Source organism: Cytobacillus mangrovibacter (assembly GCF_042865275.1).
Lineage (GTDB): Bacteria > Bacillota > Bacilli > Bacillales > Cytobacillaceae > Cytobacillus > Cytobacillus mangrovibacter.
The window spans coordinates 371,644-393,222 of record NZ_JBIACJ010000003.1; the positions used below are offsets into that span (position 1 = coordinate 371,644).

Annotated in this window: 19 protein-coding genes; 16 read left to right on the plus strand and 3 right to left on the minus strand. The window is 37.9% G+C overall.

Annotation, left to right across the window (positions count from 1 at the left end; translation table 11 throughout):
- Nucleotides 1-165 precede the first annotated feature (165 nt).
- On the plus strand, nucleotides 166-1,182 hold the full coding sequence (gene moaA / locus ACFYKT_RS08230) for a GTP 3',8-cyclase MoaA (RefSeq protein WP_389218092.1): 1,017 nt from the start codon (nucleotides 166-168) through the stop codon (nucleotides 1,180-1,182).
- A 231-nt stretch (nucleotides 1,183-1,413) separates the two neighbouring features.
- Here the strand turns inward: moaA and ric are convergent, their stop codons facing one another.
- A complete protein-coding gene (ric, locus tag ACFYKT_RS08235) occupies nucleotides 1,414-2,109 on the minus strand; it encodes an iron-sulfur cluster repair di-iron protein (protein WP_389218095.1) in 696 nt (231 codons plus the stop codon).
- A 242-nt stretch (nucleotides 2,110-2,351) separates the two neighbouring features.
- On the opposite strand from ric, the gene ACFYKT_RS08240 reads away from it, so the two are divergent.
- The 3 genes from ACFYKT_RS08240 to ACFYKT_RS08250 all read left to right on the plus strand — a co-directional run bounded on the left by ACFYKT_RS08240 (nucleotide 2,352) and on the right by ACFYKT_RS08250 (nucleotide 4,973).
- A complete protein-coding gene (locus ACFYKT_RS08240; RefSeq protein WP_389218098.1) occupies nucleotides 2,352-3,617 on the plus strand; it encodes a molybdopterin molybdotransferase MoeA in 1,266 nt (421 codons plus the stop codon).
- Nucleotides 3,605-4,138: a molybdopterin-guanine dinucleotide biosynthesis protein B gene (gene mobB, locus ACFYKT_RS08245; protein ID WP_389218101.1), complete on the plus strand. Its 534-nt coding sequence runs from the start codon at nucleotides 3,605-3,607 to the stop codon at nucleotides 4,136-4,138. The genes ACFYKT_RS08240 and mobB overlap by 13 nt, the downstream gene beginning before the upstream one ends.
- Before the next feature lie 118 nt (nucleotides 4,139-4,256).
- Nucleotides 4,257-4,973 carry a YwiC-like family protein gene (locus ACFYKT_RS08250; protein WP_389218103.1) on the plus strand — a complete coding sequence of 239 codons (717 nt, stop codon included), beginning with the start codon at nucleotides 4,257-4,259 and terminating at the stop codon, nucleotides 4,971-4,973.
- Between the two features lie 68 nt (nucleotides 4,974-5,041).
- On the opposite strand, the gene ACFYKT_RS08255 is transcribed toward ACFYKT_RS08250, so the two are convergent.
- Nucleotides 5,042-5,734: a Crp/Fnr family transcriptional regulator gene (locus ACFYKT_RS08255; protein ID WP_389218106.1), complete on the minus strand. Its 693-nt coding sequence runs from the start codon at nucleotides 5,732-5,734 to the stop codon at nucleotides 5,042-5,044.
- A 245-nt stretch (nucleotides 5,735-5,979) separates the two neighbouring features.
- Between ACFYKT_RS08255 and argC the strand changes: the two genes are divergently transcribed.
- The 9 genes from argC (at nucleotide 5,980) to clpB (ending at nucleotide 18,412) form a co-directional block, all read left to right on the plus strand.
- Complete coding sequence (argC, locus tag ACFYKT_RS08260; protein ID WP_389218109.1) at nucleotides 5,980-7,011, plus strand: N-acetyl-gamma-glutamyl-phosphate reductase; 1,032 nt, start codon at nucleotides 5,980-5,982, stop codon at nucleotides 7,009-7,011.
- Nucleotides 7,012-7,024: 13 nt separating this feature from the next.
- The gene (gene argJ, locus ACFYKT_RS08265) at nucleotides 7,025-8,257 is read left to right on the plus strand and encodes a bifunctional ornithine acetyltransferase/N-acetylglutamate synthase (RefSeq protein ID WP_389218112.1); all 1,233 of its coding nucleotides are present in this window, start codon (nucleotides 7,025-7,027) and stop codon (nucleotides 8,255-8,257) included.
- Between the two features lie 11 nt (nucleotides 8,258-8,268).
- Nucleotides 8,269-9,021 carry an acetylglutamate kinase gene (argB, locus tag ACFYKT_RS08270; protein ID WP_389218115.1) on the plus strand — a complete coding sequence of 251 codons (753 nt, stop codon included), beginning with the start codon at nucleotides 8,269-8,271 and terminating at the stop codon, nucleotides 9,019-9,021.
- 18 nt (nucleotides 9,022-9,039) lie between these two features.
- The gene (locus tag ACFYKT_RS08275) at nucleotides 9,040-10,197 is read left to right on the plus strand and encodes an acetylornithine transaminase (protein ID WP_389218118.1); all 1,158 of its coding nucleotides are present in this window, start codon (nucleotides 9,040-9,042) and stop codon (nucleotides 10,195-10,197) included.
- Nucleotides 10,198-10,270: 73 nt separating this feature from the next.
- A complete protein-coding gene (locus ACFYKT_RS08280; protein ID WP_389218122.1) occupies nucleotides 10,271-11,353 on the plus strand; it encodes a carbamoyl phosphate synthase small subunit in 1,083 nt (360 codons plus the stop codon).
- Nucleotides 11,346-14,477 carry a carbamoyl phosphate synthase large subunit gene (locus ACFYKT_RS08285; RefSeq protein WP_389218125.1) on the plus strand — a complete coding sequence of 1,044 codons (3,132 nt, stop codon included), beginning with the start codon at nucleotides 11,346-11,348 and terminating at the stop codon, nucleotides 14,475-14,477. The genes ACFYKT_RS08280 and ACFYKT_RS08285 overlap by 8 nt, the downstream gene beginning before the upstream one ends.
- Nucleotides 14,474-15,430, plus strand: a complete 957-nt coding sequence (gene argF / locus ACFYKT_RS08290; protein WP_389218128.1) for an ornithine carbamoyltransferase — start codon at nucleotides 14,474-14,476, stop codon at nucleotides 15,428-15,430. The genes ACFYKT_RS08285 and argF overlap by 4 nt, the downstream gene beginning before the upstream one ends.
- Before the next feature lie 90 nt (nucleotides 15,431-15,520).
- On the plus strand, nucleotides 15,521-15,700 hold the full coding sequence (locus tag ACFYKT_RS08295) for a YjzC family protein (RefSeq protein ID WP_389218131.1): 180 nt from the start codon (nucleotides 15,521-15,523) through the stop codon (nucleotides 15,698-15,700).
- A 108-nt stretch (nucleotides 15,701-15,808) separates the two neighbouring features.
- Nucleotides 15,809-18,412 carry an ATP-dependent chaperone ClpB gene (gene clpB, locus ACFYKT_RS08300; protein ID WP_389218134.1) on the plus strand — a complete coding sequence of 868 codons (2,604 nt, stop codon included), beginning with the start codon at nucleotides 15,809-15,811 and terminating at the stop codon, nucleotides 18,410-18,412.
- Nucleotides 18,413-18,452: 40 nt separating this feature from the next.
- On the opposite strand, the gene ACFYKT_RS08305 is transcribed toward clpB, so the two are convergent.
- Nucleotides 18,453-18,644 (minus strand): YjzD family protein, encoded by a 192-nt coding sequence (locus ACFYKT_RS08305; protein ID WP_389218137.1) that lies wholly within the window; start codon nucleotides 18,642-18,644, stop codon nucleotides 18,453-18,455.
- A 179-nt stretch (nucleotides 18,645-18,823) separates the two neighbouring features.
- On the opposite strand from ACFYKT_RS08305, the gene ACFYKT_RS08310 reads away from it, so the two are divergent.
- The 3 genes from ACFYKT_RS08310 to ACFYKT_RS08320 all read left to right on the plus strand — a co-directional run bounded on the left by ACFYKT_RS08310 (nucleotide 18,824) and on the right by ACFYKT_RS08320 (nucleotide 21,578).
- Nucleotides 18,824-19,564, plus strand: coding sequence for a hydrolase (locus ACFYKT_RS08310; protein ID WP_389218140.1), 741 nt, complete (start codon nucleotides 18,824-18,826; stop codon nucleotides 19,562-19,564).
- Nucleotides 19,565-19,651: 87 nt separating this feature from the next.
- Nucleotides 19,652-20,476, plus strand: coding sequence for a hypothetical protein (locus tag ACFYKT_RS08315; RefSeq protein ID WP_389218143.1), 825 nt, complete (start codon nucleotides 19,652-19,654; stop codon nucleotides 20,474-20,476).
- 142 nt (nucleotides 20,477-20,618) lie between these two features.
- The gene (locus ACFYKT_RS08320; RefSeq protein WP_389218146.1) at nucleotides 20,619-21,578 is read left to right on the plus strand and encodes a BMP family ABC transporter substrate-binding protein; all 960 of its coding nucleotides are present in this window, start codon (nucleotides 20,619-20,621) and stop codon (nucleotides 21,576-21,578) included.
- Nucleotide 21,579: the final 1 nt, after the last annotated feature.

Genomic DNA, 21,579 nt, shown 5'->3' on the forward strand with positions numbered 1-21,579 from the left:
ATGGGTACTTATATGGTGTAATGAGAAGTAAATAGTATTCATAATGTATAATATAGAGGTAAATCTAATTTCACATTATTGTGAGTTTGTATACAGTTCCTCTTAGTAACATATGATAAGATATTTAAATAAGAGATTAGATCACTCTTAATTGGAGTTGATAAAATGGAAAAAAGATTGATTAAGGATCAATTAAATAGACCGTTAAGAGATTTGCGTATTTCAGTTATTGATCGCTGTAATTTCCGCTGTACGTATTGTATGCCTGCAGAGAAATTTGGACCAGATTTTGCTTTTTTACCGAAAAGTGAATTATTAACTTACGAAGAAATTGAACGAGTTGCTAGAATATTTGTGAGTCTTGGCGTGGAAAAGATTAGACTTACTGGCGGTGAGCCGCTGCTTCGCAAGGATTTGCCGACTCTAGTTAAGAAGCTTTCAGCAATAGAAGGTTTAAAAGATATCGGGTTAACAACAAATGGGGTATTACTTCCGAAGTATGCAAAGGAATTAAAAGAAGCAGGCTTATTACGGGTAAACGTTAGTTTAGATACGTTAAATAGTGAGCTATTTGGTAAGATAAACGGCAGAGGCGTCGGAGTAGATGTCATTCTAACTGGAATTAAAGCGGCACAGGATGCTGGCCTTGGTGTGAAGATCAATATGGTCGTGAAAAAAGGGTTAAATGATTCAGAGATTGTTCCAATGGCGACGTTTTGTAAGGAACAGGGACTGCAGCTTCGTTTTATTGAATATATGGATGTTGGCAGCACAAATGGCTGGAAAATGGATGATGTTATAACAAAAAAGGAAATCTATGAGTTGCTTAAAGAACATTATTTATTAGAGCCTGTTGATCCAGATTATTTTGGTGAGGTTGCTAAGCGATATCGATATGATGGAACAAATGTGGATGTTGGATTTATTCCATCTGTGTCTGAATCATTCTGTTCAAGCTGTACTCGTTCACGATTATCTGCGAATGGTCAGATTTTCACCTGTTTGTTTAATGGGGAAGGCCATGATATTAAAGAGTTTATGCGTAAGAACGTAACAGATGAAGAAATAGCTGATCGCATTACAAATATTTGGGGCGCTAGAAAAGATCGCTATTCAGATGAGCGGACAGAAGAAAGTGCAAAAAATCGCAAAAAGATTGAAATGTCTTATATTGGTGGATGAAGAAGAAACCCCCTGTCAATACTGACAGGGGGTTTGTTATATCTAGGAAATTATAAATTTAGATGTTGTGGATAACTTTGCGACAAGTTTGTCTGCATCCAGCTCCAGCGCCTACCCCCTCGAGGTCACAAGCCAATCCTCCCAAAAAGGTAAAGGACACCTTTCTGTGAGGATCGTCTTGTGCTTGTCGGGGGTGATCAAGGCGCTTCCGCATTTGTAATGTTAAAGATCTTAAATAAATCTAGGGAATAGAATATTATTTTCATGGTGAACATGCATGAAAGTGAATCCTTCTAGTGCTTCAAGGCGTTTGTAAACTAGAGTATACGTTCCGCAAGCATCGAATGGAAGTTCATAATCAGATGTAACTTCTCTTATTTGTCTTAGGATTTCTCCTACATGGTCATGTTCTTTTTCAAGCTCTGTAATGTAGTCAATAATTTCTTGACGATTTTCTAGGGAAGGATCCTGCAATTTTAGAAGCATTGGGAAAACAACCTCTTCTTCTTTTGCAGTGTGCTCGATCATTTCCTTTTTGAACTCATAAAATAATTCGTAAACCTTTAATAGTTCTGGGTGGCTGTCACCGTGAACTTTTGATACTTTAGTCACATATGGGCTTAGTTGTGCAAGCTCATCTAATGTCCCAGCATGGAAGTGTTCGCTGATATATTTAATAATATCTTCAGAACTGCTGTCAGTCCAAACAGCCATATCTACTGTATTCTTTTCTTCCTTGATATAAACTTCATTTAAATCAGCCATTAATTTTTCCATATCAATTGATAAATCAGAGGCTGCTTTACTTAAAGGTATATTACCGCCACAGCAGAAATCTATACGATAACGTTTAAAAACATCGCTAGTTTTTGGTTGTTCATTCACCATATCCTTAACTAATGTTGATTCAGAAAAAGGCATATTCATTTTTCCATATCCTCCTTATGTGTTCGATCTTTATTTACAGATCAAGCATAACGGATATGAACAGATGACTGGGTGACACTCATCACACTTTTGAACTTTTTTGGAAATAATCCATTAGATAAAGTAGTTTGTGATGTTTTTCATGTTGAATCCCTAATAGCAGATCTATAATATAAGGATGGAGGCAGTATTTAATAGAACTGGCAATTCACTATGTTTTTTCTTAAGAGGAGCTGATCAGAATGATAGAGAGAAGAACACCGATCCCTGTTGGTGAGGCAGTTCAACGGGTTATGCAGTATCAATTGGATGGACAAACAGAATATGTCCCGATACAGGAAAGCTATGGAAGATATTTGTCGGAAGATCTAACGGCAACGAGTGATGTCCCTCATTTCGATCGTGCTCCATATGATGGCTTTGCTGTCCGGACAATAGATACGAAAGAAGCTTCACAAACCAATATAGTTGAATTTGAAGTAGTCGATCATATTGGTGCAGGAATGGTGACAACGAAAAAGGTAGGACCTTTCCAGGCAGTGAGAATCATGACAGGAGCACAAATGCCAGAAGAGTGCGATGCGGTTGTCATGCTTGAATTGGCAAAAGCATTTGAAAAAGATGGCAAAAATTATATGTCCATTAAACGTTCTTATAAGTCAGGTGACAATGTATCATTTAGGGGTGAAGATGCGAAAGAAGGAGATATTTTAATTAAAAAGGGAATAAAGATCAATCCTGGTATTCAAGCGATGCTTGCAACATTTGGCTATGCAAATATTCCAGTAGCTAAAAAGCCGATCGTTGGGCTATACGCGACTGGTACAGAACTGTTGGATGTACATGATGCATTAGTTCCAGGGAAGATCAGAAACAGTAACTCCTATATGATCGCAGCTCAAATTGAACGAGCAGGTGCTGAAGTACAATATTTCGGACAGCTTCCTGATGAATTTGAAACTTGCTATGAGGCAGTGAAAAATGCACTTGGACAAGTAGATATGTTAATTACAACGGGTGGAGTATCTGTAGGGGATTTCGATTATTTACCAGCTATCTATGAAAAAATGCAAGCGGAAGTATTGTTTAATAAAGTGGCCATGCGTCCTGGCAGCGTGACTACCGTTGCTCAATTTGAAGGGAAACTATTATTCGGTTTATCAGGAAATCCATCTGCTTGCTATGTTGGATTTGAATTATTTAGTAGACCGATTATTAGAAGAATGCTCTTTTCGGAGAAGCCGCATCTTCGAAAAGAAAAAGCCATTCTAGATGTGGACTTTTTGAAGGCTAATCCTTTTACTCGTTTCGTCAGAAGTGCTCTAACTGTTTCTGATGGTCAATTAGTCGCATCTCCAAGCGGTGTGGATAAGTCTAATATCGTTATGAGCCTAGCGGGTGCTAATTCACTAATGATTTTACCAGGAGGAACGAGAGGGTTCGAGGCAGGATCGGAAGTGGCTGTATTAATGCTCGAGGATTTTGATGGCAGTGAGTGGCCGTGGTAAATAAGCCCATCCTATTTCAAATAGTTGGTTATCAAAATAGCGGAAAAACAACTGTGATAAAGAAGATTATTGAAAATCTTTCTGTGAAAAAATTTAAAGTTGCCACCATTAAACATCATGGGCATGGTGGCAAGCCAGATTTAGTAGAACAGAAAGATTCCAGTCAGCATCTGTCTGCAGGTGCCTTTGTCTCATTAGTCGAAGGAGAAGGACGAATTCTTCTTCAAGCAGAGAAAGACAGCTGGTCACTTGAAGAGCAAATGAAAGTTCTCAAAACGCTGGAGCCAGATTATATTCTTATCGAAGGTCATAAAAGGGCAGTTTATCCAAAAGTAGTCATCGTGAGAAATGGGGAAGATCTAGCTCTTCTATCAAATTTAAATAATATTCAAGCTGTATTATACTGGGAGGAAGATGTGGGTGTTGTCAAGAGTAGCTCATATTCTTTCCCTTTTTTTAAGATAGGTAGCGACTCTAGTTATGAATGGATATGCAATTATTTGATAAATCAATTAAATTAGCTGCATTTTTTGTCGAAAAGCTGTCACAATTTGACAGCTTTTTCTGTGATGATATTCACTTTTATCACTATGCTTTAAGTGTATAGTGAAGTTAACTTGCTTTAAAGGGGGTATAGAAGTGAAGCTTTGTTTACCAAAACAGCATGGAGCCTGGGCTATGTTAATTATCCCGTTCTGGCTTGGCGTAGTTGCTTCTGAATTTATGTGGTCCCATATTGCCTTTTTCATAGGCTGGTTATTTTTATATTTATCTACATATCCAATGCTCTTGTTATTTAAAAAGAAAAAGCTGCAGTATTATACAAAGTGGACAATTATTTACTTTGTTCCTGCCATCTTGCTGCTTCTCATTCCACTTATTGTTCAACCAACCATAATTATTTTTGGACTAGTTATGATTCCGTTTTTTATTATAAATGCCTATTTTTCATCGAAGAATCGCGAAAGGGCGTTTCTAAATGATATTAGTGCTATTTGTGTATTTTCAATAGCTGGATTAGCGAGCAGCTATTTGCCTAATGGAGAAATTGATTCCATAGCGATTACCGTTTGTATTACATCCCTGTTATTTTTTGCGGGCTGTACTTTTTTTGTGAAAACAATGATTCGAGAGAAAAAGAACCAAACATTTAAATGGATTTCATGGATATTCCATTTAGCTGTTCCAGTTATTTATGTAATAGCAGGGGAGTGGCTGATCGCAATTGCTTTCATTCCAAGTCTTATAAGAGCTTTCGTTTTCTATGGTAAAGGAATGACAATGAAAAAATTAGGTATTCTTGAAATTGTAAATTCGGCTTTCTTTTTTATCATTATGGTAATTGTAGTTGTCTAAGTAATTAAAAATGCTTTGTATCCGTTAATTGGATACAAAGCATTTTTTTGATTGAACAATCACTTATCCTATTCAATATTGCAAATATCTATCGGACAGTTTTCGCAATCAATCGATCGCTGTAAATACGATAGATTATGGATCGTAATCATCCCTTTATCAATCGAAAGGACATCATTTTTACGAAGTTCGCTTAGCATTCTATTGACAACCTCCCGAGAGGTTCCACAAAAATTAGCAAGATCTTGGTTTGTTAAGGGCGTATTAATTAATATGCCATTATCCATCGTTATCCCATAGCTGTTTGAAAAGCGAATTAAAGTGGAATAAAGTGCTCCTTTTTTTCCATGGAGGACGAGATCTCTAAATTTTGTCTGTGTTTTTCGATATTGAAGGCTAATCCATTTCATTAACTCAAGTGCAAGGAGGTGATCTTGGTTAAGCTTTTCTTCAAGCTCCCTTTTAGGAATAATTGCTACAGTTCCACTCTCAATAACCTTGGCATTGAGCATATATTTGGGTGATGGGCAAAAAAGAGATAGCTCCCCAATTAAATCCCCTTCTCCACACATTCTTAATGTAAGTTCACGGCCGTCAGGCACAATTTTACTTATTTGTATGAACCCACTTTGAACAATAAAGAGTTCATTTGCTTCCATTCCTTCTTGGTACAAAAAAGTACCCTTTTCTATCTTCCTGTAATGGTTATCATTAAGGATTAATTCTCTAAGTTTCTCAGAAATATCAATCTTTGAATGCATATGTGACCACCTCTTTCGGTAGTGTGCCTGTTTGGGGAAACTAGGAAGTGTAATAAAAGTACGATCAATTTATATCATTTGTCGGTGAATTAGAAAAAGTTAATACTACTATTATATTGTAAAGATTAAAAACATCAAGAAAAAACAGTTGATTTTCTTTTCCTAACTTTCTATAATAAGAGAAATATTAAATTTATAAATATTAAAAAAAATGAGTAAATATACAAAAAAGGAAGGAAGAAACGATGAAGGTTTCAATTATTGGAACGACTGGATATGGGGGAGTAGAATTACTTCGCATTTTAAAGCAGCATCCTAAATTTAAGATTCAATCCATTCATTCAACAAAAGGGGAAACGCCCATAACGGAAGAGTATCCGCATTTTTATCATTTAATGGATATAAATTTGCAAAAAATAGATCCAGAATATATTGCCGATCAGTCGGATATTGTTTTTCTCGCTACACCATCTGGAGTTTCTGGAAAATTAGTCAGTGAATTTATAAATAAGAATATAAAAGTAATCGACCTTTCAGGTGATTTAAGATTACCCGCCAGAAAGTATAAGGAATGGTATAAACACGAGTCTGTTCATGAAAGTATAAGTGAAAAAGCTGTTTACGGTTTATCCGAATGGAATAAAGAAGAAATAAAGGATTCAATGCTAATAGCTAATCCAGGCTGTTATCCAACAGCTTCCTTGCTAAGCTTGGCGCCAGTCACAAAGGCGGGATTGATTGATCCTTTCAGTATTGTGATCGATGCGAAATCAGGTGTTTCTGGTGCAGGTAAATCTCTATCAAGAAATACAAGTTTCGCAGAAGCAAATGAGAATCTCAGAGTTTATAAAGTGAATGAACATCAGCATATCCCGGAAATTGAGCAGCAGCTGCTTCAATGGAATAAGGATATTGGACCAGTTACCTTCACAACACATCTGCTGCCAATAACAAGAGGGATGATGACAACTAGCTATGTACAGTTAAAGGAAGATCACAGTACAGGTCAATTGATCGAGCTGTACAAAGAAGTCTATAACCAACATCCATTTATACGGATTCGGCCGGAAAATACCTTCCCTTCAGTTAAAGAAGTGGCAGGTTCTAATTATTGTGATATAGGTTTGCATGCTGACTGTAGAACGGGCAGACTGACGATTATTGCTGTGATTGATAATTTAATGAAGGGTGCAGCTGGCCAGGCAGTACAAAATGCAAATATAATGTGTAATTTTGAAGAAACGATGGGTCTAGATTTCGTTCCGATTTATCCATAAGGAGGATGTATTCATGCAGGCTTTGTCTCAAGCTCAGGCAATAAAAGAAGTAGTTGGAGGAAGTATTGTTACACCTAAAGGGTATCAAGCTGCTGGTGTACACGCAGGGTTAAGACATTCGAAAAAGGATATTGGTGTCATTATAAGTTCAGCTCCAGCAAATTGCGCAGCTGTGTATACGATGAGCCATTTTCAAGCTGCCCCGTTAAAGGTGACACAGGAAAGTATTGCAAGAGAGGAAATCTTACATGCGGTAGTTGTGAATAGTGCTTGTGCCAATGCCTGTACAGGTGAACAGGGTCTTCTTGATGCTTATCAGATGAGAAACTGGGCGGCAGAAAAATTTAACTTACAAGCGTATCATGTAGCGGTTGCTTCTACAGGTGTAATTGGCGAATTTTTGCCAATGGATAAGATTTATCACGGTATTCAATTACTGGAACCGGAGAAAGAGTTGAGTAGTGCAGAAGATTTTCAATCAGCGATTTTAACAACCGATTTAGTCATGAAGAGCTGTTGCTTTTCAGCAGTAATTGATGGGAAAACGGTGTTTATGGGGGGAGCTGCGAAAGGTTCAGGGATGATTCATCCGAATATGGCAACCATGCTCGGTTTTATTACGACAGATGTGAAAATGGAAAGTAAGCATCTTCAAAAGGCACTTCGAGAGGTGACAGATACAACCTTTAATCAAATAACTGTTGATGGGGATACGTCAACAAATGACATGGTACTAGTGATGGCAAATGGAGAAAGCGGTACAGCGTTGCTTACGCCAGAACATCCAGATTGGGAAGTTTTCCTCCAGTTACTAGCAAAAAGCTGTGAGAGCCTTGCCAAGCAAATTGCCAAAGATGGAGAAGGAGCAACGAAGTTAATTGAGGTAGAAGTTAGTGGTGCAGAAAGTAATGAAGAGGCTAGAATGGTTGCTAAACAAATCGTTGGCTCCAATCTTGTCAAGACAGCTATTTATGGGGAGGATGCCAACTGGGGGAGAATTATCGGTGCGATCGGACAAAGTAATGCAAGGATCAATCCTGAAACAGTAGATATTTCAATTGGTCCAATAAGAATGCTTAGTAAGAGTGAACCACAGCCGTTTTCCGAGGAAGAAGCATCTGTTTATTTACAAAATAAAATAATCGTAATTAAAGTTGAATTGTATCAAGGCAATGGGTTTGGAAAAGCTTGGGGATGTGATCTTTCCTATGATTATGTGAAAATTAATGCAAGCTATCGGACTTAGGAGGAACTGACTTGAAATTAGTATTAATAAAATGCGGTGGAAGTGTGTTAGATGAGTTATCCTCTTCTTTTTTTGAAAGTTTAAAGGAATTGAAGAATGACGGGTATCAGCTCATATTTGTTCATGGGGGCGGGCCGGATATCAATCAACAGTTAGAAATGCATCAAATCCCTCGTAATTTTGAAAATGGTCTTCGGAAGACTTCAGCTGAGGCTTTGGAAATAGTTGAAATGGTGTTAGCAGGGAAATCAAACCGAAAGCTTACAAGAAAACTAGATTCATATGGATTCAGAGCATTTGGAGTGAATGGAAGTGATGGGGCATTTTTGCATGGAGATTTTATAGATAAAGAACACTTGGGATATGTCGGTCACATTACAGAGGTAAATACTGACGTTCTAGCAATGTTGCTGCGTGAGAATTATACACCTGTTATTACTCCTATTGCGATTACAAATGATGGAGTAAAGCTGAATGTGAATGCAGATTTTGCAGCTGCAGCCATCGCTCATGCTCTTTCTGTTGAGCATTTCCTTTTTGTGACAGATGTAAAAGGGATAGTAATTGACGAAGAATTAATTGTTCAATTAGACAAAGAAGAAATAGAAGGCTATATAAGTGCTGAGAAGATAACTGGCGGAATGGTGCCAAAGGTCAAATCATGTATTGCAGCGATTGAGAAGGGACTTCAAAGTGTAAGGATCGTTTCCGGGAAGGAGCCATTCTTTGTAAGCGGAGAATGGATTGGAACAGAAATAAACTAATAAAGTGAGGATTTTATGATGAGTCATTTATTTCCGACTTATTCCCGATGGGAAGTTGAGCCAGACATTGCTGAAGGCTGTTTCATAATTGGAAAAGATGGGAAAAGATATTTAGATTTTACATCTGGAATTGGTGTGTGTAATCTTGGGCATCGCCCGAAGGCTGTTCAGGAAGCAGTTAATAGCCAGTTAAATCGTTTTTGGCATGTGTCTAACCTTTTTGTACAGGGTGAACAGGAGGCTGCCGCCAAACGATTAGCTGATGGTGCGAACATGGACTTGGTCTTTTTTGCTAATAGTGGGGCAGAAGCAAACGAAGCCGCGATCAAGCTAGCCCGTAAAGCTACAGGAAGAAAGAAAATCATTACATTTGAAAACTCCTTTCATGGACGGACTTTTGCCACAATGTCAGCAACCGGGCAGGAAAAAATAAAAGCAGGGTTTGGTCCAATGCTGGAAACCTTTACCTATTTGCCGTTAAATGATATTGAAGCAGTAAAACAAGCGATAGATAGTGAGACAGCTGCCGTTATGCTGGAAGTGGTTCAAGGCGAGGGTGGAATTCATATTGGTGAACAGGAATTTCTGAATGAAGTCGGCCAGTTATGTAAGAAAAATGGAGCCTTGTATATTATTGATGAAATCCAAACAGGGGTCGGGAGGACAGGGAAACCCTTTGCTTTTCAACATTTTCAATTAACACCTGATATTGTAACGACTGCAAAAGGATTAGGAAGTGGTCTGCCAATCGGGGCAGTCATTGGGAGAAAAGAGCAAGCACATTTCTTTGGACCTGGAAGTCATGGGTCAACATTTGGCGGAAATCCTCTTGCTATTGCTGCTGCAAATGCAACGATGGAGATCATTTTTGAAAAGGAGTTTCTAAAAGTAGTGGAGAAAAATAGTGAATATCTTTATGAACAAATGTCTAAGAAGCTAGGTTCGCTTCCTGCAATTACGGAAATTAGACAGCTGGGAATGATGATTGGATTAGAAACAAGTGCAGATGTGCCTTTATTAGTAAAAGAATTAAGAATGGATGGCTTGTTGACACTTTCAGCTGGTCATAATGTTCTGAGGCTGTTACCGCCATTAACCGTAAAGGAGACAGAAATAGATGAAGCGGTAGAGATTCTTCAATCCGTATTGATTAGCTATTCCAATGCAGCCGTTTAGGCTGATCATTTTTTATAATTAATGTATAAAAATCCAAAATAAATAATAAAAATACAAGTATTGAGGTGGAGATATGGAAGGATATTTACAATTAGATCGTAAATATTGCTTTAAAGGTCAGTGGCTTACAGAATCGCCTAAGCAAAATATTAGCGGTGAGATTGTCTTTTTTACAGGTATGACAGGCTATCAAGAAGTACTGACAGATCCTTCTTATAAAGACCAGATCCTTGTTTTTACTTACCCTCTAATCGGGAATTATGGAATGAATGAGCAGGATTATGAAAGTAAGAAACCACATGTGGCCGGTGTTATTGTTTATGAAGCAAATAATGTCCCTTCACATTATGAATCCACCTATTCACTTAAAGAATATTTACAAAAGTGGAATATCCCGTTATTGGGGCATGTAGATACGAGAGCGGTTGTAAAGAAAATACGGACAGAGGGATCAATGCCAGCAGTTTTGTCCACTGAAGAATCCATTCAGATGACCAAGGAATTAGTGATAAAGGATGAAAAGGTGTATAAAGTTTCAACAAAAACAAATGTCTATTTTGGACATGGGGAAACCCATATTGTCCTCGTTGACTATGGATCTAAGAAATCAATTATAGATTCTTTATTGAAAAGAAATTGCAGAGTGACTACTGTGCCATTTAATATGCCCTTTCAGGAAATAAAGAAACTCCATCCGGATGGCATTGTTCTTTCTAATGGTCCTGGAGACCCAGTAGAATTATCGAGCGAATTGCCAAATGTTAAAAAACTGATAGAACATTATCCAACTTTAGGCATTTGTCTTGGACATCAGTTGGCTGTCTTGGCCCTAGGAGGTCAAACAAAAAAGCTTTCCTTTGGTCATCGTGGGGCAAATCATCCGGTGATTGATTTAAAAAAAGGCAAGGTATTTATGTCTTCACAAAACCACAGTTTTGTTGTAGCTGAAGAAAGTTTGGAAGGTACTGGGTTTAACAAGCGCTTTATGAATCTCCATGATCAGTCGGTAGAAGGGCTGATACATCAAATTTTACCAGTACAGACTGTTCAATTTCATCCAGAAGCACATCCTGGACCTGGGGAAGGTGAATATGTATTTGATGAATTCATGATAATGATTAAGGAAGAGAAGAGGAGCGTTTTTTCTTATGCCTAAAGATACTAGTATTCAGTCAATCCTTGTGATTGGCTCCGGCCCAATTGTGATAGGGCAGGCGGCAGAATTTGATTATGCAGGTACTCAAGGATGTGCAGCACTGAAAGAAGAAGGCTATAGGGTCATACTTGTAAATAATAATCCAGCTACGATTATGTCAGATCATGCCTTTGCAGACAATATCTATTTTGAACCATTAACCGTAGATAGTTTAGAAAAAATTATTGAAAAAGAACGTCCAGATGGTCTGATTGCCACAATGGGTGGTCAAACAGGGCTTAATCTTGCCTTTCAATTAAGTGAAACTGGTGTTTTGGAGCGATATAAAGTGAGGCTTCTTGGAAGCAGCATAGAGTCAATTAAGAAAGGTGAAGATAGAGAAGCTTTCAGAAAGCTCATGAAGGAACTGAATGAACCAGTTCCAGAAAGCAAAATTGTTCATGATGTGGAAACGGCAATTCAATTTGGCGACGAGACTGGCTTTCCGATCATCGTACGCCCTGCCTTTACACTAGGTGGTACAGGCGGAGGGATTGCAGCTAACCCTGTGGAATTAGCTGCCCTTGTAAGAGGCGGATTGAACGAAAGTGCCATTCATCAATGTTTGGTTGAAAAAAGTATTGCAGGTTTTAAAGAGATTGAGTATGAAGTCATGCGTGATTCAATGAATACGTGCATCACGATTTGTAATATGGAAAACATTGACCCGGTTGGTATTCATACAGGTGATTCCATTGTTGTTGCTCCTTCTCAAACCTTAACAGATGACGAATACCAAATGCTTCGGTCGGCATCCATTAAGATTATTTCAGAACTTGGCATCATTGGCGGATGTAATATTCAATTTGCCTTAGATCCAAATAGCAAGAATTATTATTTAATTGAAGTAAACCCTAGGGTGAGCCGATCATCTGCCTTAGCTTCTAAAGCGACTGGCTATCCGATTGCTAGAATGGCAGCTAAGCTTGCAGTAGGCTATACGTTATCTGAACTGATTAATCCAGTAACTGGCGATACATTTGCTAGCTTTGAGCCAGCTCTTGACTACGTGATTGTGAAGTTTCCTAAATGGGCTTTTGACAAATTTCCAACCACTGATAGAAGACTTGGCACACAAATGAAGGCAACAGGGGAGGTCATGGGAATCGATCGAAACCTTGAACGTGCCTTATTAAAAGCAGTACATTCTTTGGAATTAAAAGGGCTTGGTTTGAAAATGTCTGCACTTATAGAAGAAAATACGGCAAGATTAGAAGAAATGTTAGCAGAGCAAACAGATGAAAGATTCTTTATCATCATGGAACTAATCCGTCGTGGGACCACCTTGGAACGACTCCATGAAAAGTCGAAAATCGATTATTTCTTCCTACATTCCTTTTTTAAACTTGTCACACTTGAAAAACAGATCCAGTCTCTTTCAATGGCAACGGTAACAAAAAAACAAATGCAGCTGTTTAAAGAGAAGGGCTTTAGTGATGAATATTTGGCTAAGGAGTGGCAAGTGACTGAAATGGAAATACGTGAGAAACGGAAATTTCTTGGTATACTTCCTGTCTATAAAATGGTTGATACATGTGCAGCAGAATTTGAAGCCCAATCAAATTATTATTACTCAAGCTATTATGGCGAGAATGAACAGGTGACAAGTGAGAAAAGAAAAATCCTGATTATTGGAAGTGGACCAATCCGAATTGGGCAAGGGATTGAATTTGATTACTGTACTGTTCAAGGTGTATTTGCTTTGAAAAATGAAGCGATCGAAACGATCATGATCAATAATAACCCAGAAACAGTGAGTACAGATTATACAACAGCAGATCGACTTTATTTCGAACCACTCATTCTTGAGGATATCTTAAATGTGGTTGACTCTGAGGAAGTGAAGGAAGTCATTGTTCAATTAGGAGGACAGACTGCACTTAATCTTGCAAAGGAACTGGAAGACTACGGATTAACATTGCTTGGCACAGATTCATTGACAATTGAAATACTTGAGGATCGGAAGCTATTTTACGAGTTAATGGATGAATTAGAAATTCCCCATATTGAAGGGAAGGTTGTTCATTCCGCACATGAACTTCATTCAGCCATACAAAGGATAGGCTTTCCGGTATTGATCCGACCTTCGTATGTCATCGGTGGAATGGGGATGGAAAGAATCAACTGTCAGACTGAATATGAAGATTACCTTCAGAAAAATGATATTCCCTACCCGATCCTTGTTGATAAGTTTATAGAGGCAAAGGAAGCAGAATATGATCTAGTTGCTGATGGACAATGTATTTGTGTGCCTGCCATTATGGAACATATTGAGAAAACAGGTATTCATTCAGGAGACAGCATGTCCGTTCTTCCTCCAAGAAGTCTATCTCCAAAGGTGCAGGAGAAAATGATTTCATACGGAAAAGCCATAGTTCAAAAGCTTCAATATAAAGGACTTATGAATATTCAATTCATTATTGATGGTGAGGATGTCTATGTACTAGAGGTAAATCCGCGCGCAAGCAGAACAGTCCCAATCATAAGTAAAGTGACTGATATTCAACTTGTACAAATTGCGACAAAAGTATTGCTTGGGAAATATCGATTGTCGAAAGATGTCGTGCCGAACCATCAGTGCCTGCCATTTATATGTGTAAAATATCCTGTTTTTTCAAATTACGCTTTGAATGGCCTAGATTCAAAAGTGGGACCGGAAATGAAATCAACGGGAGAGGGAATCGCGATTGCCTCGAACTATGAAGAAGCCCTAAAGAAGGCATTTCATACAAATGATAAAAGGATGAATAAAAGGGAAATTGTCATTGCTGATGATTCGATCGATTACAAGCTGACAACTTTAGCAGCTAAAGTTGGTGTTAAGCTGGTTCAAATTAAAAAATGGACTTCATCATGGGCAGGAAAAGAGACAATTGCTTTATACAATCCAAATATGTCAGCAGAAGATCAAATGATGCGTCAAGAGGCAATCAAAAACAGGATCTTGCCTTTTACTGAAAAGGAAACGCTTGAAGCTTTTTTAATGAGCTTTACAGCTGGAGAATGGAATACATGTTCAATTGAGGAATGGTTAGAGGGAAAGATAGAAAATATTCATTTAGAAAAGGGAGTGTATGTGGGGTGACTTCGATACAAGTAGCTGAGAAACAATTAAATATTAAAGGAAAAGACTTTTTAACATTAGCTGATTTCTCAAAAGACGTTATTAATGGTCTATTAGTGAAAGCACAAAAAATGAAAAATGCAACTTATATTGGGGAAGACCCCACGCCTTTAAAGGGAAAGATACTCGGGATGATTTTTGAGAAATCATCAACTCGTACGAGAGTGTCCTTTGAAGCAGGGATGCTGCAGCTTGGCGGGCATGCACTATATTTAAACAGCCAGGATCTTCAGATTGGAAGAGGCGAGTCAATTGCAGATACAGCAAAGGTGCTCTCTCATTATGTGGATGCCATTATGATCCGAACCTTTAGTCATCAGAAGATTGAAGAGCTTGCCTTTCATGCGACAATCCCTGTGATTAATGGATTGACTGATCTTTATCATCCTTGTCAGGCTCTTGCTGATCTGTTAACGATCCAAGAGAATAAGGGAACTTTGATTGGGCAGAAATTAAGTTATATTGGTGATGGAAATAATGTTGCCCACTCCTTAATGATTGCCTCAGCAAAGGTCGGAATGGATATAACGATTGCTTGTCCATCTGGTTATGAACCCAATTCAACAATCATTAAATTAGCAAAATCAATCGCAGAATCAAATGGTTCAAGTATTTCAATTACTAATGATCCGATAGAAGCGGTTAAAGATGCAGATGCTATTTATACGGATGTTTGGACGAGTATGGGACAGGAAGAAGAAAATGAGCAGCGATTAAAGGTATTTTCAGACTTTCAAGTCAATGATTATCTTGTCCAAAAAGCTAAAAAAGATTTCGTATTTTTACACTGTTTGCCTGCCCATAGGGGGGAAGAAGTTTCAGCAGAAATAATTGATGGGCCAAATTCAGCTGTTTTTCAACAGGCTGGGAATAGACTTCATGTGCAAAAGGCATTATTAACAGAATTAATATAAAAAGATCAGTTGGAAAAAAATTCTTTCATGATGATTTCTTCAGTGGAAATACTACTAATGATCGAAGAAATGGAAAGGAGGAATTTTACTTTGGGACAAAATCGTCAATTTAAAGCAGGACAAAAGGCACCAAATAATGGGGTATATATTGAGATCGGGGAAACTGGAAGCACGGTGAATAACCCTCAGTTGCTAAAGCTTAGAGCTGGGGATCGTTTTCCTGAGAACTCCAACCATAATCGAGTTTGGACATATCAGAGAAAACCGTAAACGTTCACAAGAATATAGAAATTATCGAGAGCCATCCCTTGTGGATGGCTTTACATATGCTATATAATAAATCCAAAGGTCAAAAAAGGTCAAGAAGGAGGTATGACAATGGATTTAAACCAGATGACAGAGCGGATGCAAGAAGGGTTTATGAATGCCAGAGTATTATCTGTTCGTGAGCAGCATCAAGAAGTAGATGAAGTACATTTATTTTTGGCTCTGCTTGAACAAGAGGATAATTTAATTGCATCAGTATTGAGAAAGCTTAATATCTCTCCAGAAAATATCATGCGTAATCTTTATCTCCTCTTAAAGAAAAAACCACAAGTATCAGGAAGTGGAGTAGAAGAAGGGAAGCTATATATTACCAATAATCTTCAGCGTCTGATGGCAGAAGCAGATTTGGTAAAGAAAAAATTTGATGATGAGTTTCTTTCTATAGAACATCTGCTTTTAGCAGCTGCATCGTTACACCAATCTGAGGTAGGAAAAGTATTCATAAAGGAGGGTGCTGATAGAAAGAAACTAGAACTTGCTATAAAAGAAATAAGGGGGAATCAAAGAGTGACATCCCAAAATCCAGAAGCAACCTATGATGCATTAAAGAAATATGGAAGAGATTTAGTGGCGGAGGTGAAGGAAGGAAAGCTTGATCCTGTCATTGGCAGAGATAGTGAAATAAGAAATGTGATCCGTATTCTTTCAAGAAAAACAAAAAATAACCCAGTTCTGATTGGAGAACCAGGAGTAGGAAAAACTGCCATTGTTGAGGGACTTGCACAAAGAATTGTTCGAAAAGATGTACCAGAGGGATTAAAAGGGAAAACGATTTTTTCGCTTGATATGAGTGCCTTAATTGCCGGGGCGAAATTCAGAGGAGAGTTTGAGGAGCGGTTAAAAGCAGTCCTGGGTGAGATCAAAAAGAGTGAAGGCAGCATCCTACTCTTCATTGATGAGATTCATACGATTGTAGGGGCTGGAAAAACGGAAGGAGCAATGGATGCAGGCAATATGTTAAAGCCAATGCTTGCAAGGGGTGAATTGCATTGCATCGGGGCGACCACTCTTGAAGAGCACCGTAAATACATTGAAAAGGACCCTGCTCTTGAACGACGTTTCCAGCAGGTGCTTGTTCAGGAACCAGATGTGGAAGATTCAATCTCAATACTGAGAGGCTTGAAAGAGCGTTATGAAATCCACCATGGAGTCAATATCCATGACCGGGCATTGGTTGCTGCAGTTACCTTATCAGACCGATACATTTCTGATCGCTTTCTGCCGGATAAAGCGATTGATTTAGTTGATGAGGCCTGTGCAATGATCCGAACGGAAATTGATTCAATGCCTTCTGAATTAGACGAGGTGACAAGGCGGGTGATGCAGCTAGAAATTGAAGAAGCCGCTTTAAGAAAAGAAAGTGATGAGGCAAGTAAAGGAAGACTCGTTGTATTACAAAAGGAATTAGCAGAAATGAAGGATCAAGCCCATTCGATGAAAGCGAAATGGGAGGTTGAAAAGGAAGAGAATCAAAAGGTTCAGCATCAAAGAGAGCTCCTTGAAAAAATGCGCCGTGAATTGGATGAGGCTGAAAATAATTACGATCTAAATAAGGCAGCAGAGCTGCGCCATGGAAAGATCCCTGCACTCGAAAAGGAATTGAAACAGCTTGAAAATGAGGTTCAGACAAATGAAGGGGAAAGACTATTAAGAGAAGAGGTAACCGAAGAAGAAATTGCTGGGATTGTGGCGAGATGGACAGGTATCCCAGTAGCTAAGCTTGTAGAAGGTGAACGTGAAAAGCTACTGCGTCTGGAAAGTATTTTACAAGAACGAGTAGTTGGTCAGGATGAAGCCGTTCAGCTCGTATCTGATGCAGTTCTACGTGCGAGAGCTGGAATTAAAGATCCTAATCGTCCAATCGGCTCTTTTATTTTTCTTGGTCCAACGGGAGTAGGGAAAACAGAACTTGCTAAATCACTCGCACAAACTTTATTCGACAGTGAAGAACAAATGATTCGGATTGATATGTCTGAGTACATGGAGAAGCATGCTGTTTCACGATTAATTGGTGCGCCTCCTGGTTATGTTGGTTATGAGGAAGGCGGGCAGCTGACAGAAGCGGTTAGAAGGAAGCCATATTCCGTTATTCTGCTAGATGAAATTGAAAAAGCTCATCCAGAGGTATTCAATATTCTTCTGCAAATGCTTGATGATGGCAGGATTACCGATTCACAAGGGCGTACGGTAGACTTTAAAAATACAGTCATTATTATGACATCTAATATTGGCTCACAATTTTTACTGGAACGCGTTGAAGGAAAAGTGAATCATATTAATGAAGAAACACGGAATAAAGTCATGAAAACTCTCCAAGGACATTTCCGTCCTGAGTTTTTAAATCGGGTGGATGAGATTATATTATTTAAGCCACTAGCCTTAACTGAGATACAAGCAATCGTTTCCAAATTAATCAAAGAGCTGCAAGAAAGATTAGCCGATCAGCATATTCAGCTTAGTATAAATGATGAAGCAAAAGAATATATTGCAGAAAACGGCTTTGACCCAGTATACGGTGCCAGACCATTAAAACGTTTTATTCAAAGAAATGTTGAAACATTATTAGCACGCGAAATCATTTCTGGAAAAATAAAAGACCATAGCACAGTCGTCATCTCAATTGACGAAAACGGAGTCAACTTGCAAATAGAATGATAAAAAAAGTCATCCCGATTACTATCAGGATGACTAATTTTTAATGAAGAGCCTCTTTTTCACTAGTACCCTCTGGAATAATTAAAGTAATAATGAAAATTAAGATTGTTGCAGCTACTGAAAGAATGGAACCCGTTTTAAAATCAAATGGGATACCGATCATTGAACTAACAACATAAGTGATCATTTGGACAAGAAGAAATGTCCAGAAAAAAGTCCAAAAGTATCTCAAAGTATTCACCTCTAACATTATAAAATCCCTTTTTATCTTAACATAAGGCCGCTAATTAATAAACGCAATTAACAAAATCTAATTAATTATTAATTGTTTCTAAAATATAGGCTAAGCCCCTATCATTTTATAGGGAGCTTCATACATTATTAGGAGCCCTGAGCAAAGGAGTTGTTTCTATGGAAAGCCGAAACTTTCAATTGGATACCGAATGGAATATGATCCACTATCCCGAGAAGCCAAGTGGTTTCGGTATCCTGATTATTGGTGATGAACGGAATTTTGTGACAGACCAAACGAGTTTCTGGACACAAAATGAAGGGAAGTCAGCCTTATTAAACAAATTTAAAGAAGAAGGTTATACCGTTTTTTATTCGAATCTTTACGGTAAAAACTGGGGGAACGACAAGGCGGTAGACCTTGCTAGAAGATTGTATGAACATATTATCCGTACTGAGATTATTAATGGGAAAATTCATCTCGTTGCCGAAGGGATGGGGGCATTAATAGCGTTAAGGTTAATGAATGAAATGGGTTCCTCACAGATTCGAACCTGTATATTAATCAATCCCATCCTCTCGCTTCACCATCATTTAGAGCTAGAAAAAGAGCATAAATTTTTTTATAAAAAATTATTAAAAGAGCTTTCTCAGTCCTTTGATGAAGAATTAAAGCAGGTTGAGACAAAGATAAAAACAGTTAATGAAAATGTAATAACCGAAGAGCCAATTCCTATTAAAATTATTCAAATTTTGTCAGATAGACGTGCATATAAACAGGCGAATCTTTTAAAGAGTCTTACGATTAATTGGAGTGAAGGGGAGAGGCCATTTTCCATTTGTTATATACTGCCAGAAAAAAGACTTGGAATGGGAGGACAAATGGTTGAATTTCTAAGAAGGAATGAAAGAATTTTATAATGCTAGTTTAAATTCTATATAAAAAAGAAATAAATAATAGCTTCAAAGCATAGGATACACTGAGAATACTTGAGGGAGGCTCTAAAAATGGACAGGGCAGTAATAATAGGAACGTTCAACTTTTTGGGTTTCCATTTTTGCACCTCTATTTTAGAGGCGGGTTATGAAGTAATAGGTGTTCATTATGACATGGAAAAGGAGGAGCTTCTTGAGGAAAAACGTATGGAAATAGGGAGAAATGCCAACTTTCATGAGGAATCTTATAGCAAGTGGCTGCCACTAGCCGAAATTAGCAAACAAACATTAGTTATCATTGATCTTTACAACTTTCACCAGCGAGAATGCAATGAAACATTGGAAAAAAGTGATCTTCTAGAGAAGTTCCTTAGCAAAAATAAAAAAAGATTACAAGAGACGGATTCAAAGGTCATTTTTCTCCTCCCAATCCAATGGCTGTCAGGTTCAAGTGAAATGTTTACTCGTACCCTTCCTCAAGAAGCAAATTGGCATTATATTTACCTGCCTGCCATTTACGGCCCTTGGCAGCCATCCTCCTATATTATTCAACAAGCATTGTTAAAAAGCTTCGACGAGAAAAGAAAAATAAAGCTCCATGAGGATGAATGGATCGACGATATTCTTTATATAGACGATGTAGTTGAAGAGATATTATTGATGGCTGACAAGGAATCCGCTTCTTCATTCGTTTTGAAAAATGAGATACCTGATCAATGGATAAAGTGTGCAGAATATCTTGCTATTCCTATCCCATCCTATGATAATCATCATAAATTAAGTACTTTGGATATGAGCAAAATTAAGATAAGAATGTTGAAGAGTCAAATGCAGTATTCAGAGGGGATTGAAAAGCAAAGAAGGCATTTAAAACTCTTATTGAACGGCAGGTTCTAACATTAGAGGAAAAAAAACTTTTCAATCCCTATTGGTTAAGGGTAGAATGAGAATAGTCGGGTAAATTTTCCAAGGTTTTCACTTTAAATGCAAAAGAGGGAAATATTGATATGGCTATTACAGAGAGGCGGAGCAAAGGGAGATGCATAGAATTGTCATGCGTTTAGGGATTATCCTTTTATGCCTTCTTTTATTGGCCTCCTGTGGACAAGCAATGTCTACAGGAAATCTTAAGAAAGCTGGTTTATTAGTTCCTGATACAGTGAATGATCAAGTATGGGGAACAAAAGGCTATAAAGGAATGTTAAAGATACAATCCCACCATAATGTAGAGGTTTACTATAAAGAGGGAATGAGTTCGCAACTGGTAGTGGAACGTGCTGTTAAAGAGTTCCACCAAAAAGGAGTCAATATTATTTTCGGGCACGGAAACGAGTATTCGGAATACTTTAATAATATTTCTGATCAATATCCTGATATCCATTTTGTTAGTTTCAATGGAGATGCGAAAAACTCAAACACAACAAGCTTGAATTTTGAAGCATATGCAATGGGCTTTTTCGGAGGAATGATTGCAGGACATATGACAAAAACGGATATTGTTGGAATAATTGCTGCTTATGAGTGGCAGCCTGAAATTGAAGGTTTCTATGAAGGAGCAAATTACGAAAATGAAAATGTGAGAGTTCTAATTGAATATGTTGGCAATTGGGACGATGACAAAAAGGCGATAGGGAGCCTGAATAGTGTATTAGAGAAAAATGCAGATGTTATTTATCCTGCAGGTGATGGCTATAATGTTCCTGTCATTGAAAAAGTAAAAGAAAAAGGGCATTACGCGATTGGATACATATCAGACCAATCAGATCTTGGTGAATCTGTGGTATTGACAAGCACAGTTCAGCATGTTGATGCACTTTATGAGTTAGTTGCTGAAAAATTCAACGATGGCAAATTGAAATCAGGGAATTTATCATTCGACTTTCAAGATGACGTCATCACTCTAGGGAAATTCAGCCCCAATGTAGATAAGGAATATATAGATTTAATTAATGCTGCAATTGAAAAATACAAGAAAACAGGAAAACTACCGAATGAATAAT

Excerpts from the sequence above, each read along its gene's own strand:
- moaA (WP_389218092.1), top strand. The coding sequence starts at position 166 with ATGGAAAAAAGATTGATTAAGGATCAATTAAATAGACCGTTAAGAGAT.
- ric (WP_389218095.1), bottom strand. The coding sequence starts at position 2,109 with ATGAATATGCCTTTTTCTGAATCAACATTAGTTAAGGATATGGTGAAT.
- ACFYKT_RS08240 (WP_389218098.1), top strand. The coding sequence starts at position 2,352 with ATGATAGAGAGAAGAACACCGATCCCTGTTGGTGAGGCAGTTCAACGG.
- ACFYKT_RS08255 (WP_389218106.1), bottom strand. The coding sequence starts at position 5,734 with ATGCATTCAAAGATTGATATTTCTGAGAAACTTAGAGAATTAATCCTT.
- argC (WP_389218109.1), top strand. The coding sequence starts at position 5,980 with ATGAAGGTTTCAATTATTGGAACGACTGGATATGGGGGAGTAGAATTA.
- argJ (WP_389218112.1), top strand. The coding sequence starts at position 7,025 with ATGCAGGCTTTGTCTCAAGCTCAGGCAATAAAAGAAGTAGTTGGAGGA.
- ACFYKT_RS08275 (WP_389218118.1), top strand. The coding sequence starts at position 9,040 with ATGAGTCATTTATTTCCGACTTATTCCCGATGGGAAGTTGAGCCAGAC.
- ACFYKT_RS08280 (WP_389218122.1), top strand. The coding sequence starts at position 10,271 with ATGGAAGGATATTTACAATTAGATCGTAAATATTGCTTTAAAGGTCAG.
- ACFYKT_RS08285 (WP_389218125.1), top strand. The coding sequence starts at position 11,346 with ATGCCTAAAGATACTAGTATTCAGTCAATCCTTGTGATTGGCTCCGGC.
- clpB (WP_389218134.1), top strand. The coding sequence starts at position 15,809 with ATGGATTTAAACCAGATGACAGAGCGGATGCAAGAAGGGTTTATGAAT.
- ACFYKT_RS08310 (WP_389218140.1), top strand. The coding sequence starts at position 18,824 with ATGGAAAGCCGAAACTTTCAATTGGATACCGAATGGAATATGATCCAC.
- ACFYKT_RS08315 (WP_389218143.1), top strand. The coding sequence starts at position 19,652 with ATGGACAGGGCAGTAATAATAGGAACGTTCAACTTTTTGGGTTTCCAT.
- ACFYKT_RS08320 (WP_389218146.1), top strand. The coding sequence starts at position 20,619 with ATGCATAGAATTGTCATGCGTTTAGGGATTATCCTTTTATGCCTTCTT.